We start from the raw sequence: 15,265 nt of genomic DNA, 5'->3' as shown, positions 1-15,265 counted from the left end.
CGGCCGGCCCCGGACTTCCCGTAAGGAAGCTGTTTCGTATTTCATCAAAATTCTAGGGTAAACGCTAGAATTTCACGGGGAAACCCGATTAGGGGGCGCCCCGATGTTGGAAAGCTGCAACACGCGATTTCAAGGACGTTGCGTCGCTACCCTGACAAGGACTCGCCGGGTTAGGGGTAAGTCCCCACTGTCGAGTCGACGCGAAAACTGCCGTCGGCTACACCCGGCAATCCGCCACCATCGTTCACGAAGAGGATACGACCATGCCCGAACTCACCACCACCCTGCGCCGCCCCAGCCTGCTCGACGCGGTCCTGGGCGAGGCCAACCGCGCCATGCAGGTGCTGTCGGGCGTGGCCCCCGCCAGCCGGCGCAATCCGGCCGACGTCCAGGCGACGGCCGAGGCGGGCGCGGGCACGTCGGGCGCCGCGCCCGCGGCCCTCACCCCTCAGCAGGCGCGTCATGCGGCCGGCCTGATGCGCGTGAACCACGTCGGCGAGATCTGCGCCCAGGCACTGTACCGCGGGCAGGCTGCGGTGTGCCGCGACGCCGCCACCCGTGAACTGTTCGAGCAATCCGCGCAAGAGGAAGTGGACCACCTCGCCTGGCTCGGCGATCGCCTGCGCGAACTCAATAGCCGGCCGAGCCTGCTCAACCCCCTCTGGTACGCCGGCTCGTTCGCGCTGGGCGTGCTTGCCGGCAAGGCGGGCGAGCGCTATAGCCTGGGCTTCATGGCCGAGACCGAGAAGCAGGTCGGCGAGCATCTCGATTCGCACTTGCAGAAACTGCCCGAGAACGACGTACGTTCGCGCCGCATCGTCGAGCAGATGGCCCTCGACGAAGCGCAGCATCGGCAGCGCGCGGAAGCCGGCGGCGGCGCCGAACTCCCCTTGCCCGCACGCAAGGCCATGCGCGGCATGTCCAGGGTCATGACGTCGACGGCTTACTGGATCTAGCCCACCGCCTGCGCAACCGCCTGCAGCCGCACCTCATGCACGGCCTGCCGAATGCGCTGCGGCTGTCCGGCATGCTCCCGGGCCACCGCGCCCGCGTCCACGCCCCGCGCCGCGGCCAGCGCGGTGCGCCAGCGCGCCGCATCCAGGATGGCGCAGGCGCTGGCCGCATCGAGCAGGGCCAGGAAGCGCTCGGGCTTGCGCAGGCCATCGCAGCGTTCGATCACGTCCAGCATGCCGGCCGCATCGCGTACCGCCTCGCCGTTCCTGACCAGAGGCAGCAGCCGTGCGTAGTCCGCGCATTCGGTGGGCACCTTGAGCAAGCGATGCAGGGCCGGCGCCTCGGCGGCATCCAGACAGGCGAGCGCGTAGCGTGAGGGAAGCGGCAGCCCCAGGCGCGCCGCCTCGTCCACCCGCTCGCCGATGCGCACCGGCGTGCTCCAGGCCGGCGCCACGCGCTCCAGCGCGCCGCAGGCGTCCAGCACGAGGAACATGCGCGAGGGGCGCTGTTCCATCAACCCTCGCGACACCTCGCGCCACACGCGCTCGGGCACCAGCGCATCGACCTCGCCCTCCTGCACCATGCGGCGGCACAGTTCGAGGGTTTCAGGCGCGATGCCGAAATCGTGAAAGCGCGCGGCAAAGCGCGCCAGGCGCAGGATGCGCACCGGGTCTTCCAGAAACGCAGCGCCCACGTGGCGCAGCACGCGCGCCTGCAGATCGGCCTGGCCGCCGCAAGGGTCGACCAGGGTACCGTCGGGCCGCTGCGCAATGGCGTTGACCGTCAGGTCGCGCCGCTGCAGGTCCTGCTCCAGGGTGACGTCCGGACCGGCATGAAAGACGAAGCCCCGATAGCCGCGGCCCGACTTGCGTTCGGTGCGCGCGAGCGCGTACTCCTCCTGGGTGACGGGATGCAGGAACACCGGAAAATCGCCGCCCACCGGGATGAACCCTCGCTTGACCATGGCCTCGGGGCTCGCGCCCACCACCACCCAGTCGCGATCGCCGGCCGGGCGGCCAAGCAGCGCGTCGCGCACGGCGCCGCCCACGATGTAGACATCGAGCCCCGCGATCGCCGGGTCGCGCGCCGCATCCGCCGGCGCCGGGCTCAACGCGACCTCCGATAGGGCTCGTCGATCGCCACGAAGCGCTTTTCCTGGCGCGCGTCGTGCATCCATTCCTGCATGGCGGGCAGGGCCAGGACGGCATCCATATAGGCGCGGTGCGGCTCGCCGACCGGCACGCCGTAGGTCACGAAGCGCGAGACCACCGGGGCGAAGAAGGCATCGGCGGCGCAGAAAGCGCCGAAGAGAAAAGGACCGCCGGCGCCGAACTGCTCGCGGGTCGCGCCCCAGAGCGACAGGATGCGATCGACGTCGGCCGCCACCGCATCGCTCCAGCCCTTGCCGGCGAGATCGGCCTCGATGTTCATGGGCATGGCCTGGCGCAACGCCGGAAAGCCGCTGTGCATGGTGGCCGCCAGGCTGCGCGCCCTGGCCCGCGCCCGCGCATCGGCCGGCCAGACGCCGGCCTCCGGATGCCGCTCGGCCACGTACTCGCAGATCGCCAGGGTATCCCAGACGACGAAGCCGTCGTCCAGCAGCACCGGCACCAGGCCCACGGGATTGGCGCGCCCCACGTCGCGCACGAACGCCTTGCTGCCCAGTTCGTAGCGCTGCTCGCTGAACGCGATGCCGCTCGCCCTCAGCGCGAGCCACGCGCGCAGCGACCAGGACGAGTAGTTCTTGTTGCCGATCAGAAGCTGATACACGACGGATTTTCCTTCAGGCTCAGGGCACGGACGTGGTCTCGTCCAGTTGCGGTACGACGACGCCCAGGCGCTGCTTGAGCGACTGCGGCTTGCCGGTGAAGAGCGCGGTGTAGTAGGTGGCGTTGGACAGCACGTTCTGCACGTACTTGCGCGTCTCGGCGAACGGGATCGTCTCGGCGAAGATGGCGCCCTCGACCGGGCGCGCATAGGTCGAGCGCCAGTTGTGCGGCCGCTTGGGGCCGGCGTTGTAGCCGGCGGATGCGAGCAGTTGCGAGCCGCCCAGGTCCTGCAGGACGATGTTCAGGTAGTTCGTTCCGAGCGTGGTGTTGACATCGAAATCGTTGACGCGCGAGGGGTGGAAATCCGCCATGCCGATGCGGTTGGCCACCCAGCGCGCCGTCGCCGGCATCAACTGCATGAGGCCGGAGGCGCCGACGCCGGAACGGGCCTGGGTGACGAAGCGCGATTCCTGGCGAATGAGGCCGTAGACCCAGGCCGGGTCCAGCCCGATCTCCTTGGCCTTGGCCGTCACCTGGCCCTGGAAAGGCGCCAGGAAGCGCTGCGCGAAGTCATGCTCCTGGCGCGTGCGCTCGGAGGTGTTGACCACGCGGTCGTAGATGTGCGCTTCGCGGGCGAGTTCCGCGGCGGCGAGCAGTTCGCGGTCGCTCATGCCGCGCAGCGCATAGTTCCATTCGGGCACGGCCTCGGAGCGCCAGTTCAGCTCGAACAGGGCGAGCGCACGCTGCAGCCCCGGATTGGCGCGCGCCTGCGCCATTTCCCGCTGCGTGGGCGCTGCCGCGCGCGGCGGGATGGAGGTGAGGATGCCGAGCTCCTCGGCGGCGAGCTGGCCGTAGTAGCTGTATTCCGTCGAGATGTTCCGGTAGATCTCGCGCGCCTCGCCCTCGCGCCCGAGCCCGGCCAGGGCGCGTGCGCGCCAGTACAGCCACACGGTCTCGTCGGGCACGCCGGGCGGTAGTTGCTCGATCGTGCTCAGCACCCATTTCCAGTCGATCGGGTCGTGGCGCAGGGCCGAACGCACGCGCCACTCGGCGCTGTACTGCCCCAGCGGCACGCCGTCGGCGCGCCGATACCAGTCCTGCGCCACGTCGTTCTGGCGCAGCGAGGCGAGCAGCGCGAAATGCGACTGCACCCAGCCGAGATCGGCCGAAGGCAGGCGCCGGGCCCACACCGACTCCAGGTAGGCGTGGCCGTTCATCATGTCCTTGCGCCCCAGGCGCGCCAGCGCCACCGCGGCCAGTTCGCGCTCGCGCTGGCCCAGCTCGCCCTGCTCGTGGCGCTGCAGCCACGGCATGGGTGCGTCCAGCAGAGCGGCGAGCTGCTTTTGCTGGGCGGCATCGAACATGTAGCGACCCAGGCGCTGGGCCGCGTCCTTGTTGTCGATGTCGATCGCATCGCGCAGCAGCAGCGACAGGTCGTCGAGCTTGACGATGTTCACGGCGACCAGAGTGTCGTACAGGCTCCAACAGGCGTTGCCCGGACGAAACACGGCTGCCGCATCGGCCGCGGTGATCCTGGCGCCGCCCACATGGCGCGCGTGCAGGATGGCACAGTCGACCTGCGGCGAGGCGATGTCCAACCCATCCGACAGGCGGCGCACGCTGGAGAAGTCGCCGGTGCGCGCGGCGGCAAGGATCGCGTCGCTGCGCACGCGCTGCGCCAGGTAGGAACCGCGGTGGCGATCGATGAACCGGGTGATCGCGGACATGGGCAGCGGCGTGCGGCCATTGACGATCTGCTGGCGCAGCCACCAGTAATCGGCGTAGACGCCGAGCACGTTGTCGCGCAGCCCCGGCAGCATGCCCTGGAGCTGGTCCCACTGGCGCGCGTCGGCCGCGCGCCGCGCCGACACCACGTCGGCGTACTGCGCCTGGGCCGCCGCCGTCTGGGCCTGGGCCAGCGGCGCGGCGCCCAGGCTCGCCACCGCCAGGATGCCCGCGGCAGCCCGACGAAAACCATGCAAAATACGGGCTGAAAAGATGCGCATACTCATGAACGAGGAACAGGAACGCAAAGAGGTGCCCTCGGGCAAGGCACAGGATACCCCAGGCGGCATACGGCACCGCCTGCGTTCGGCACGCGCGGCCCTGGGCGAGCACGAGCGGCGGTCAGGGTCGGCTGCCATCATGGCACACTTGCGCGCCGGCTTGAAGGCGCATGCCGCCCGCGCCGGTGTAACAGGAACATCGGGCGCCGTCCGCATCGCGGCCTTCTGGCCCATGCCGGGCGAACCCGATCTGCGCGAGCTGCTGGCCGAATGGGCCGGGCATGGCATTGCGCTCGCCCTGCCCCGCGTGGAGCGGCGCGACGCGCCTCTGGTCTTCCTGCCCTGGCACCCCGGCAGCACCCTGCGCACCGGGGCCTACGGCATCCTGGAGCCCGACGGCACGCAGTACGTACGGCCGGACATCGTGCTGGTGCCCACGCTGGGCTACACCCTGTCCGGCGGGCGGGTGGGCTATGGCGGCGGCTACTACGACCGCACCCTCGGGCTATGGCGGCGCGAGCGCCACCCCCACACAACAGTGGGCATCGCGTGGCGCGCGTCGCGCCTGGACGAAGACGCCTATGCCTTCGCGCCCCACGACATGCCGCTCGACGCGGTGGTGGACGAAGAGGGCTGGCACTATCCGGCGCGCTGAGGCGGGGTGCCGCGGCACCCACCCGCGGCGGCTCACTGACCGATGCCCAGATCCTGGCAGATGGCGCGCGTGGCGTCGGCCTGGTTCAGTGTGTAGAAGTGCAGGCCCGGCGCCCCGCCCGCCAGCAGGCGGCGGCACAGATCGCTCACCACCTCCTGGCCGAACGCGCGGATCGATTCCCGATCATCGCCGAAGCTCGCCAGGCGCAGGCGGACCCAGCGCGGGATCTCGGCACCGCACATGTCCGAGAAGCGCTGGAGCTGACTGTAGTTCGTGATCGGCATGATGCCGGGCACGATGGGGGCGGACACGCCCTGCGCGCTGGCCCGCTCCACGAAATCGAAGTAGGCGTCCGGGTTGAAGAAATACTGCGTGATCGCGCTGTCGGCGCCGGCCTTCATCTTCTCGACGAAGTGGGCGAGGTCCTGGGCCGGACTGACCGCTTCCGGATGCGTCTCGGGGTATGCGGCCACTTCCAGATGGAAGGTGTCTCCGGTTTCCTGGCGAATGAAGGCGACCAGATCGCTGGCGTGCCGCAGATTGCCCACGCCGGCGCCCATGCCGGACGGCATGTCGCCGCGCAGGGCCACGATGCGGCGCACGCCCATGTCGCGGTAGAGCGCAAGCAGCTCGCGCAGGCTGGCGGGCGTGGCGCCCACGCACGACAGATGCGGCGCGGCATCCAGCCCGAGGTTGCGCAGCGTGCGCACGGCGTTCACGGTGCCCTCGCGCGTGGAGCCGCCCGCACCGAAGGTCACGCTCACGTAGCGCGGCGCGAGCGCAGTCATCTGCTTGGCGGCGCGCAGCATGCGCTCCTGCGCAGCCTCGTCGCGCGGAGGGAAGAACTCCAGACTGATGGCGGGAGAAGAATCAGGCGTCATGGCTAGGGAAATCGATGGCTCGAGTGCGGCCCGCACGCGCGCGAACCCGCCTGCGGCAGACACCGCAGGCGGATCGTCGGCAACGCGCTGCCGCCAGGCGGGGATCAGCCCACGAGGGTGGACAGCAGCCCCGAGATGATGCTGTAGAGCAAGGCGCCGATCATCGCCCACCAGAAGCCGTTGACCTTGAAGCCCGACAACACCGACCCCGCGAACCAGAACACCAGTGCGTTGAGCACCAGCAGGAACAGGCCGAGCGTGATGATGGTGATGGGCAGGGTCAGGAACACCAGGATGGGCTTGACCAGCGTGTTGAGCAGGCCAAGCACGAGGGCCGCCACCAGCGCCGAGCCGAAACTCGCCACCGTGATGCCCGGCAGTATGTAGGCCACCACCAACAGGGCGACGGCATTCAGCAGCCAGATCAGAAGCAGGGACAGCATAACGACTCCTCGTGTGTGCGGCCTGCCGGCCGCGGTTGGTTGAAACCGTCGGGCCGCCGCGCTCAGTAGCGGTAGTGATCGGGCTTGTAGGGGCCTTCGACCGATACGCCGATGTAGCGGGCCTGATCATCGCTCAGGGTGGACAACTGCGCGCCGAGCTTCTTCAGGTGCAGCAGCGCAACCTTCTCGTCGAGCCGCTTGGGCAGCACGTAGACCTTGCCCTTCTCGTACGCGTCGTTGCGCGTGTACAGCTCGATCTGCGCGATCGTCTGGTTGGCGAACGACGAGGACATCACGAACGAGGGGTGGCCGGTGGCGCAGCCCAGGTTGACCAGGCGACCCTGGGCCAGCAGGATGATGCGCTTGCCGTCCGGGAAGATGACGTGATCGACCTGGGGCTTGATTTCCTCCCAGGTGCAGTCCTTGAGCGACGCCACGTCGATCTCGTTGTCGAAGTGGCCGATGTTGCAGACGATCGCCTCGTTTTTCATCTTGTCCATGTGCTCGCGGGCGATCACATGGTAGTTGCCGGTGGCGGTGACGAAGATGTCGGCCTTGTCGGCGGCGTACTCCATGGTGACCACCTTGTAGCCTTCCATGGCGGCCTGCAGCGCGCAGATCGGATCGACCTCGGTGACCCACACCTGCGCGCGCAGCGCGGCCAGCGCCTGGGCGCAGCCCTTGCCCACGTCGCCATAGCCCGCCACCACGGCCACCTTGCCCGCGACCATCACGTCGGTGGCGCGCTTGATGCCGTCGACCAGCGACTCGCGGCAGCCGTAGAGGTTGTCGAACTTGGACTTGGTGACCGAGTCGTTGACGTTGATCGCCGCGAAGGCGAGCTCGCCCTTCTGCGACATCTGATAAAGGCGGTGCACGCCGGTGGTGGTTTCTTCCGTCACGCCGCGGATCTGGGCCAGACGGGTGGAATACCACTTCGGATCGCGTTTGAGGGTTTCCTTGATGGCGGCGAAGAGCACGGTTTCTTCTTCGCTGCCCGGGTTCTCGAGCACGCTCAGTTCGGACTCGGCGCGCGTGCCCAGGTGCAGCAGCAAGGTGGCGTCGCCGCCGTCGTCCAGGATCATGTTGGCCTGCTCGCCCGGCCATTCGAAGATCTGGTGCGTATAGGCCCAGTAGTCTTCCAGGCTCTCGCCCTTGACCGCGAACACCGGCGTGCCGCCCGCGGCGATCGCGGCGGCGGCGTGATCCTGCGTGGAGAAGATGTTGCACGAGGCCCAGCGCACGTCGGCGCCGAGCGCCTTCAGCGTCTCGATCAGCACCGCGGTCTGGATCGTCATGTGCAGGCTGCCCGCGATGCGCGCGCCCTTCAGCGGCTGCTGGGCAGCGTACTCGTCGCGGATGGCCATCAGGCCGGGCATTTCGGTTTCGGCGATGGCGATCTCGCGGCGACCCCAGCCAGCGAGGGCGAGGTCGGCGATGCGGTAGTCGGCCTGGGTGCCGGCTTCGGATACAGCGTTCATGGGTGAGCTCCTTGAACCTGCACCACGGGAAGCGTCGACTCGCGCAGCCCGTGATGCCGGGATGAACGAGCGCAGTTGCAACGGCCGGAGCGCAAACCTCCGGGATTCCGAGCCTGGCGGATCGATCCGTCGCAACGCTCCTCGGAAAACCCTTGCATTGTAGCCGGAACATAGGCCGCGCAGCCAGCAACCGCGCGCTTCGTCTTGACAGCAGCCCGATCTTGCCTTAGCTTGATAAGTTAGCGCTAACAATACTGAACACGATCCGTAGGAGACACCCATGTCGTACCTCAGCCGAACCCTGCGCCTGCTCCTCGCCGCGACGATAGCGTTCGCCGCCACCGGCACCGCTCGCGCCCAGGACAAGCCCTACCCCAGCCAGCCCATCCGCATCGTGCTGCCCTTTCCCGCCGGGGGCAGCACCGACCCGATCGCCCGCCTGGTGGGGCAGAAGCTGTCGCAGGCCCTGGGCCAGCCGGTCATCATCGACAACCGGCCCGGCGGCAACACCATCATCGGCACCGACGTGGTCGCCAAGGCGCCGCCGGACGGCTACACCGTGCTCTTTACCGCCAGCACGCACGTCATCAATCCGCTGCTGATGAGCAACCTGCCCTACGACGCGTCCAAGGATTTCGCGCCGGTCGCCAGCCTCGTGCGCAGCGAATTCGTATTGGTCGCCCACCCTTCGGTGCGGGCCGACAACCTGCAGGAATTCATCGCGTTGGCCAAGGCCAATCCCGGCGACCTCAACTACGCCACCTCGGGCACCGGCAATCCGAACCATCTCGCCGGCGCGCATTTCAGCCAGGTCGCCGGCGTGCAGTTGACCGACGTTCCCTACAAGGGCGGCGGCCCGGCCATCAACGACCTGCTCGGCGGCCAGGTGCAGGCGATGTTCTCGGTGCCGACCTCGGTCGCGCCTCATATCGCCAGCGGCCGGCTGCGCGCACTTGCCTACACAGGCGAGCTGCCGGTGCCGGGACTGGAACTGCCGAGCTTCGAAGAAGCCGGCCTGCCCGGTTTCGACATGAGTTCCTGGAACGGTGTCTTCGTGCCCGCCGGTACGCCGCGCCCGATCATCGACCGCCTGGCCGAGGAGATCGGCAAGATCCTCACTCAGCCCGACGTCAAGGAGCTGCTTGCGCTTCAGGGCCAGGCGCCGTTCTACCTTGACGCGGACGGTTTCGCGGATATGCTGACGGCCGATCGCAAGAAATACGGCGACATCATCAAGGCCTCGAACATCAAGCTGGAATAACAGAGGCGCGCCGCCCGGCGCGGGACCGTCCGTCATGACCGAAAACAAACTGCCTTTGGCCGGCGTGCGCGTCGTCGAGTTCACGCACATGGTGATGGGCCCCACTTGCGGGCTCATCCTCGGCGATCTGGGCGCCGAAGTCGTCAAGGTAGAGCCCATGGCCGGCGACACCACGCGCCGCCTGAAGGGCTCGGCCGCCGGCTTTTTCCCGACGTTCAACCGCAACAAGAAGAGCATCGCGCTGGACCTGCGCAGGCCCGAGGGAATCGCCGCGGCGCTGCGCCTGGCCAGCACGGCCGACGTGGTGAGCGAGAACTTCAAGCCGGACACGATGGACCGGCTGGGCCTGGGCTACGACTCGATCTCGCGGCTCAATCCGCGCGTGATCTACGTCAGCCACAAGGGCTTTCTGCCCGGCCCGTACGAAAACCGCACGGCGCTCGACGAGGTGGTCCAGATGATGGCCGGGCTGGCGTACATGACGGGGCCCGAAGGCCGGCCGCTGCGCGCCGGCAGCAGCGTCAACGACATCATGGGCGGCATGTTCGGCGCCATCGGCGCGATGGCCGCGCTGCGCGCGCGCGACGAAACCGGCAAGGGCCAGTTGGTGCAGAGCGGGCTGTTCGAGAACAGCGTGTTCCTGGTGGCGCAGCACATGATGCAGTATGCGGTCACGGGCGAGCCCGCGGCGCCGATGCCCAGCCGGGTGTCGGCCTGGCCGATCTACGATGTGTTCACGGTTGCGGACGGCGAGCAGATATTCCTCGCCGTGGTCAGCGACGCGCAGTGGGAGCGCTTCTGCGAGGCCTTCGGCTATGCCGATCTGAAGAACGACCCGCGCCATCGCAGCAACGACGAGCGCGTACAGGCGCGCGCCACCCTGCTGCCCGCCCTGCGCGAACGGCTGGGCCGGCTGCCGGCGCGGACAGTGGCCCGCAGGTTCGAGGAGAATGGCCTGCCGTTCGCACCGATAGCCAGGCCGCACGAACTTTTCGACGACCCCCACCTGAACGCCTCGGGCGGGCTGGCGCCGATCCGGGTACAGGCGGGCGAGACGGCCGCAGACAGCAAAGTACCGCTGCTGCCCATCATGCTGGACGGCCGGCGCCCCGGTCTGCGGCTGCAGCCGCCGCAGGTCGGCGAGCACACCGACGAGCTGCTGGCCTCCTGCGGCTACGACGCGCAGGAAATCCGCAGCCTGAAGGAAAGCGGCATCGCCGCGTGAACACGGCGCCGCATGCCGGTGCTGCGGCGCCGGCATGCGGGACTGCCCCGGAGCGAGAACCCCGCCGCCCGTGTGCCCGCCCCCGCGCTCAGCGCGGGGCGTCGCCCAGACGGAATTCCCGGCTGATCCCGTGCAGGCTGGCCAGCAGCGCGTCGTCCAGCGGCGTCTGTACGGCAGCCAGCACGTCGGGCAGTTGCTCGGCGCGGCTCGCCCCGATGATGGCGCAGGTCACACCCGGCTGGGCCAGCACCCAGGCCACCGCCAACCGCGCCGGCGCCAGGCCGGCCTGCGCCGCGATCTCCACGAACGCGGTGACCGCGGCGAACTCGCGTTCGTGCCAATAGCGGTTCTTGTACATCGTCGCGGCCTGGCCGCCGCCGTACCGGCTGGCCGCGTCCGGCGCCGCGAGGTCGCGATGCTTGCCGGTCAGCAGCCCGCCGGCGAGCGGGTTGTAGCAGAGCACCGCCAGCCCTTCCTGCCGGCACATGGGCAGCAGATCACGCTCGAACTGGCGGAACAGCAGGTTGTAGCGCGGCTGGACCGTGACCGGCCGGACCAGGCGCAGCGCCTCGGCCCGGCCGATGGCGCGCGCGATGCGCCAGGCCGAGACGTTGGACACGCCCACGTAGCGCGCCCGGCCGCTGCGCACGATGGTGTCGAGCGCCTCCAGCGTTTCGTCCAGGGGCGTGGCCTCGTCGTCCCGGTGCAACTGGTAGAGATCGACGTAGTCCGTGCCCAGCCGATGCAGCGAGGCGTCGATCGCGGCCAGCAGGTGCTTGCGCGAGTTGCCGACATCCCAGGGCCGCGGGCCCATGGCCGAGCCGCCCTTGGTGGCCAGCACGAAGTCCTCGCGCCGCCCGCGCAGCCAGCGGCCCACGATGCGCTCGGTCTCGCCCTTGTCGGCGTCGCGCGCGCCGAGCGGGTAGACGTCGGCGGTGTCGATGAAATTCACGCCGGCGTCCGCGCAGGCATCGAGCATGGCATGGGCCGCGGCCTCGTCCGCCTGGGCCCCCATGGTCATGGTCCCGAGGCACAGGCGCGAAACCTGCAGCCCGGTGCCGCCCATCCGCGCGAACTGCATTACCGCGCCCCCTGCGACCAGTCCTCGATGGACCTGACCAGTTCGGTCATGTCGCGCTGCATGCCGTCCTGCCGGCCGGCGAAGTTCCACAGTTGACGCACGGTGTTGCCGATCCACATCGGCACGCCCAGCGCCTCGCACTCCTCGATCGCCAGGCCGATGTCCTTGCACACGCTGCCCACCGGGAAGCCGAAGTCGAAGCTGCGCGGCAGCACCTGCTTCATGAACTTGTCCTGCGAGGCGCCGCTGCGACCGCTGCCCGCGTTGATCGCCGACATCATCACCTGCGGGTCCAGCCCGCCGCGCACGCCGGCGACGAAGGCCTCGGCGGTGATCGCGAAGGCGGTCGAGGACAGCATGTTGTTCAGCAGCTTGAGCAGTTGCGCCTGGCCGGCCTGCGGCCCGACGTGAAACAGCTTGCCGAAGCACTCCAGCAGCGGCTGGACTTCGGCCACCGCGGCTTCGCGACCCGCGACCATGACGGCCAGTGTGCCCGCCTTGGCGCCCGCCGCGCCGCCGCTGACCGGCGCGTCGACGAGGTCGATGCCGTGCTCGAGCAGCACCGACCCGGCATGCCGGGTCGCGCGCGAACCGACGGTCGAGAGGTCGACCACGATCTTGACGGCCTTGCCGCCGGCCAGGCCGCCCTGGCCCAGCAGCACGTCGCTGAACACGGCCGGGCTGGGCAGGCTGGTGAACACGATGGCGGCGGCGTCGGCCACCGCGGCTACGCTGGGCAGCGCCTTGGCGCCGGCCTGCGTCATCGCCGCCACCGCCGCGTCGCTGCGGTCGTAGACCAGCACCTCGCAGCCGTTGGCGAGCAGATGGCTGGCGATGGGGTTGCCCATCACGCCGACCCCGATGAAACCTACAGTCTTCTTGCTATCCACGGTACGCTCCCGGGCTCAGATGCCCATTTCCTTGAAGACCTGGCGGGCGATCTTGAAGCTACCCAGGCCGGCCGGCATGCCGACGTAGACCGCGATCTGCAGCAGGCATTCGCGGATCTCCTCCTTGGTCACGTCGTTGTTGATCGCCCCGCGCACGTGGACGGCGAATTCCTCCGGACGGTTGAGCGCGGCGATCATGCCCAGGTTGAGGATGCTGCGGCTGCGCCGGTCCAGGCCGGGACGGCTCCACACCTCGCCCCAGCAGAACTCGGTGACCAGCTCCTGCATCGGCATGCTGAATTCATCGGCGTTCTTGAGGGAGGCTTCCACGTAGGTCTCGCCCACCACCGAGCGACGCACTTCCAGGCCCTTTTCGAACAGTTCCTTGTTCACTTTTCTTGCTCCTTGATATCGGTCTTCATGGTTCACTCGCGCCCGGCGGCGAGCGGCATCAGGGCGCCGGCGTCGTCGCTGCCATCCAACGACAGCAAGGCGTCGAGCAGCGGCCCGGCATCGCAGCCGCTGCCGCCCCAGGCACACAGTTCGTGCAGCTTGCGCGCCAGATCGGCGTCGGACAAGGGGGTGCCCAGGCTGCCTCGGGCCACGGCAACGCGGTGCTCGAGCACCGCGCCGCTGCGCAACTGCAGCCGCACCCCGGCCGACTCCACGCCGTAGGCGCTGTCGTCGCGAAACACCAGCTCGAAGCCCGGCGGCTGGACCGCCAGGCGCGCCACGCTGGCGTCGCTGAACTCGTCGAGCCCGGCACGGCCGGTCTCCAGCGCCACCGCCACCGCATGATGGGCACTGACCTGGGCCTCGCGCCCGGATGCGGGCCGCGGGCGATCGGTGCGCTGGCGCAGCAATGGATGTCCGGTCAACTCCACGCGCAGCACCTCGCCTATGCGCACGCCCTCTTCCCGGTGCAGCGCCAGGCAGGCCTCGATCACCGGATTCAGCACCACGCCGCACGGATAGGGCTTGTAGGTGTTGTGCATGAGCTGCCAGCTTTCGCCCAGCCCCTCGGCCAGCGCCTGCGCACCGCCGCCGTCGCCCATCACCCGCAGAAAGCCGCGCGGGCCTTCGATGGGCGCGGCCGGCCCTTCGAACCCCCGGGCCGCCAGCAGCGCGGACAACAGGCCGTTGGCCGAAGCGTTGCCCACGCCGATGCTCTTGGCCATGCTGCCCAGAGTCTCGACCAGGCCTGAGGACTGCGCGCTGGCGGCACCCAGCGCCCACAGCATGCGCCTGGCGTCCAGCCCCAGCAAGCGGCCGGCGGCGGCGGCCGCGCCGAATACGCCGCAGGTGGACGTAATGTGCCAACCGCGCTCGTAGTGGCCGGGGGACACGGCGTTGCCCAGACGGCAAGCCACCTCGACGCCGACCGCGAACGCGGTCAGCAGCTCGCGGCCGGCGACCTTGCGCGTTTGCGCAAGCGCCAGTATGGCGGGAGCGACCGGCGCACTCGGATGGATGATCGTGGGGATATGCGTATCGTCGAAATCGAAGACGTTGCCGCTCATCGCGTTGAGCGCAGCCGCGTGCCGCATATCGGTCGACCGCTCGCGCCCGATCACCGTGCACGCCGCGCCCGCGCGAAAATCGTCGAACACCGCGCCGGCGGCCAGCAGCGCCGGATCGCGGCAGCCGGCCAGCGCGGTAGCGAAGAAGTTGATCAGCGAGCGCACTGCCTCGCGGCGCACGTCGGACGACAGGTCTTCCCAGCGGGCCCGCACGGCAAAGTCGGCCAGCGCCGCGCTAGCGCCTGCGCCCGGATTCAGCTTGCCAGCCATCCACCCTCCACGGGCAGCACGGCCCCGGTGATGTCGCGCCCCGCCGGCCCGCACAGAAAGAGGACGAGTTCCGCGACGTGTGCGGCATCGACGAAGCGCAAGATCGGCTGCTTGCCTTCGAGGAATACCCGCGTGGCGGCTTCGGCGTCCAGATCGCGTTCTCGCATCAACGCCTGGATGCGGGAGTCGATGTCCGGGGTGAGCACCGAGCCGGGACACAGCGCGTTGCAGGTAATGCCCTGGTTGATGGTCTCCAGCGCCACCGCCCGCGTCATGCCGATCAGGGCGGTCTTGGTGGTGACGTAGCCGATCCGGTTCTGCGTGGCGCGCTTGCCGTAGACCGAGGTCATGTTGAAGATGCGTCCCCAGCCGCGCTCGCGCATCGCCGGCAGCGCGAGCCGGATGGTGTGGAACGCTGCGCTGACGTTGACCGCCAGGGCCTGGTCCCACTGCTCCACCGGAAAATCCTCCACCGGCGCGAAATGTCGGGTGACGGCATTGTTGACCAGGACGTCGATGGAACCGAAGCGCTCGGCCACCGCGGCCATCAAGGCCGCTATCGCCCCCACATCGGCAAGGTCGGCGGGCATGTAGGCCGCGCGCACGCCGTAGGTGCGTTCCAGTTCGGCCTGGAGCGGGCGCATCGCTTGCGGTTCGGCGATGCCGTGCAGCACGATATTGCAGCCTGCGCGCGCGAGGCCTTCAGCCATCGCGTGGCCAAGACCGCCGGTGGAGCCGGTGACGAGCGCCGTTCTGCCTTTGAGGCTGACGGCGGTTTGTTGGTTGGAAGTCGCCTGGGACACGGGCTGTTCTCTGGTTTCTGATAGCG

15 protein-coding genes and 1 riboswitch are annotated in these 15,265 nt (G+C 69.1%); of the genes, 4 read left to right on the top strand and 11 right to left on the bottom strand.

All coding sequences use genetic code 11. The annotated features are described in order from the left end of the window. Positions 1 to 263: 263 nt before the first annotated feature. Complete coding sequence (gene coq7 / locus FOZ76_RS18450; protein WP_143949755.1) at positions 264 to 956, top strand: 2-polyprenyl-3-methyl-6-methoxy-1,4-benzoquinone monooxygenase; 693 nt, start codon at positions 264 to 266, stop codon at positions 954 to 956. On the opposite strand, the gene FOZ76_RS18445 is transcribed toward coq7, so the two are convergent. Genes FOZ76_RS18445 through FOZ76_RS18435 form a run of 3 tightly spaced genes read right to left on the bottom strand, consistent with a single transcriptional unit; the run spans position 953 to position 4,705 of the window. Beyond that, the gene (locus FOZ76_RS18445; protein ID WP_246129619.1) at positions 953 to 2,065 is read right to left on the bottom strand and encodes a tRNA nucleotidyltransferase/poly(A) polymerase-related protein; all 1,113 of its coding nucleotides are present in this window, start codon (positions 2,063 to 2,065) and stop codon (positions 953 to 955) included. The genes coq7 and FOZ76_RS18445 overlap by 4 nt on opposite strands. Beyond that, a complete protein-coding gene (locus FOZ76_RS18440) occupies positions 2,062 to 2,724 on the bottom strand; it encodes a glutathione S-transferase family protein (protein ID WP_143949753.1) in 663 nt (220 codons plus the stop codon). The genes FOZ76_RS18445 and FOZ76_RS18440 overlap by 4 nt, the downstream gene beginning before the upstream one ends. A gap of 19 nt (positions 2,725 to 2,743) precedes the next feature. Next, positions 2,744 to 4,705, bottom strand: a complete 1,962-nt coding sequence (locus FOZ76_RS18435) for a lytic transglycosylase domain-containing protein (protein ID WP_246129617.1) — start codon at positions 4,703 to 4,705, stop codon at positions 2,744 to 2,746. 28 nt (positions 4,706 to 4,733) lie between these two features. On the opposite strand from FOZ76_RS18435, the gene FOZ76_RS18430 reads away from it, so the two are divergent. Further along, positions 4,734 to 5,384 (top strand): 5-formyltetrahydrofolate cyclo-ligase, encoded by a 651-nt coding sequence (locus FOZ76_RS18430; RefSeq protein WP_170235528.1) that lies wholly within the window; start codon positions 4,734 to 4,736, stop codon positions 5,382 to 5,384. Positions 5,385 to 5,416: 32 nt separating this feature from the next. On the opposite strand, the gene metF is transcribed toward FOZ76_RS18430, so the two are convergent. From metF to ahcY, 3 genes are all read right to left on the bottom strand, one after another. Beyond that, a complete protein-coding gene (gene metF, locus FOZ76_RS18425; RefSeq protein WP_143949750.1) occupies positions 5,417 to 6,265 on the bottom strand; it encodes a methylenetetrahydrofolate reductase [NAD(P)H] in 849 nt (282 codons plus the stop codon). Between the two features lie 104 nt (positions 6,266 to 6,369). Continuing rightward, the gene (locus FOZ76_RS18420; protein ID WP_143949789.1) at positions 6,370 to 6,705 is read right to left on the bottom strand and encodes a phage holin family protein; all 336 of its coding nucleotides are present in this window, start codon (positions 6,703 to 6,705) and stop codon (positions 6,370 to 6,372) included. Positions 6,706 to 6,770: 65 nt separating this feature from the next. Beyond that, positions 6,771 to 8,189: an adenosylhomocysteinase gene (ahcY, locus tag FOZ76_RS18415; RefSeq protein WP_143949749.1), complete on the bottom strand. Its 1,419-nt coding sequence runs from the start codon at positions 8,187 to 8,189 to the stop codon at positions 6,771 to 6,773. 60 nt (positions 8,190 to 8,249) lie between these two features. After that, positions 8,250 to 8,338, bottom strand: a riboswitch (S-adenosyl-L-homocysteine riboswitch). 131 nt (positions 8,339 to 8,469) lie between these two features. On the opposite strand from ahcY, the gene FOZ76_RS18410 reads away from it, so the two are divergent. After that, positions 8,470 to 9,450 carry a Bug family tripartite tricarboxylate transporter substrate binding protein gene (locus FOZ76_RS18410; protein ID WP_143949748.1) on the top strand — a complete coding sequence of 327 codons (981 nt, stop codon included), beginning with the start codon at positions 8,470 to 8,472 and terminating at the stop codon, positions 9,448 to 9,450. A gap of 34 nt (positions 9,451 to 9,484) precedes the next feature. Further along, positions 9,485 to 10,675, top strand: coding sequence for a CaiB/BaiF CoA transferase family protein (locus tag FOZ76_RS18405; RefSeq protein WP_143949747.1), 1,191 nt, complete (start codon positions 9,485 to 9,487; stop codon positions 10,673 to 10,675). A gap of 88 nt (positions 10,676 to 10,763) precedes the next feature. Here FOZ76_RS18405 and FOZ76_RS18400 read toward each other — a convergent pair whose 3' ends face one another. The 5 genes from FOZ76_RS18400 to FOZ76_RS18380 are packed head-to-tail and all read right to left on the bottom strand — an operon-like array spanning position 10,764 to position 15,239. Then, positions 10,764 to 11,756: an aldo/keto reductase gene (locus FOZ76_RS18400; RefSeq protein WP_143949746.1), complete on the bottom strand. Its 993-nt coding sequence runs from the start codon at positions 11,754 to 11,756 to the stop codon at positions 10,764 to 10,766. Further along, a complete protein-coding gene (locus FOZ76_RS18395; RefSeq protein ID WP_246129615.1) occupies positions 11,756 to 12,646 on the bottom strand; it encodes an NAD(P)-dependent oxidoreductase in 891 nt (296 codons plus the stop codon). Before FOZ76_RS18395 ends, FOZ76_RS18400 begins: the two co-directional genes overlap by 1 nt. Positions 12,647 to 12,661: 15 nt before the next feature. Next, positions 12,662 to 13,039 (bottom strand): carboxymuconolactone decarboxylase family protein, encoded by a 378-nt coding sequence (locus FOZ76_RS18390; RefSeq protein WP_143949745.1) that lies wholly within the window; start codon positions 13,037 to 13,039, stop codon positions 12,662 to 12,664. Positions 13,040 to 13,071: 32 nt separating this feature from the next. Beyond that, entirely contained in the window at positions 13,072 to 14,436 is a 1,365-nt protein-coding gene (locus tag FOZ76_RS18385) for an MmgE/PrpD family protein (protein ID WP_143949744.1), read from the bottom strand. Further along, complete coding sequence (locus FOZ76_RS18380; RefSeq protein ID WP_281283016.1) at positions 14,421 to 15,239, bottom strand: SDR family oxidoreductase; 819 nt, start codon at positions 15,237 to 15,239, stop codon at positions 14,421 to 14,423. Before FOZ76_RS18380 ends, FOZ76_RS18385 begins: the two co-directional genes overlap by 16 nt. Between the last annotated feature and the right edge of the window lie 26 nt (positions 15,240 to 15,265).

The sequence above is a fragment of the Verticiella sediminum genome (genome assembly GCF_007558815.1).
Taxonomy (GTDB): domain Bacteria; phylum Pseudomonadota; class Gammaproteobacteria; order Burkholderiales; family Burkholderiaceae_B; genus Verticiella; species Verticiella sediminum.
The sequence above is the reverse complement of the archived record's forward strand: the minus strand, read 5'-3'. Positions and strand labels throughout refer to the sequence as shown.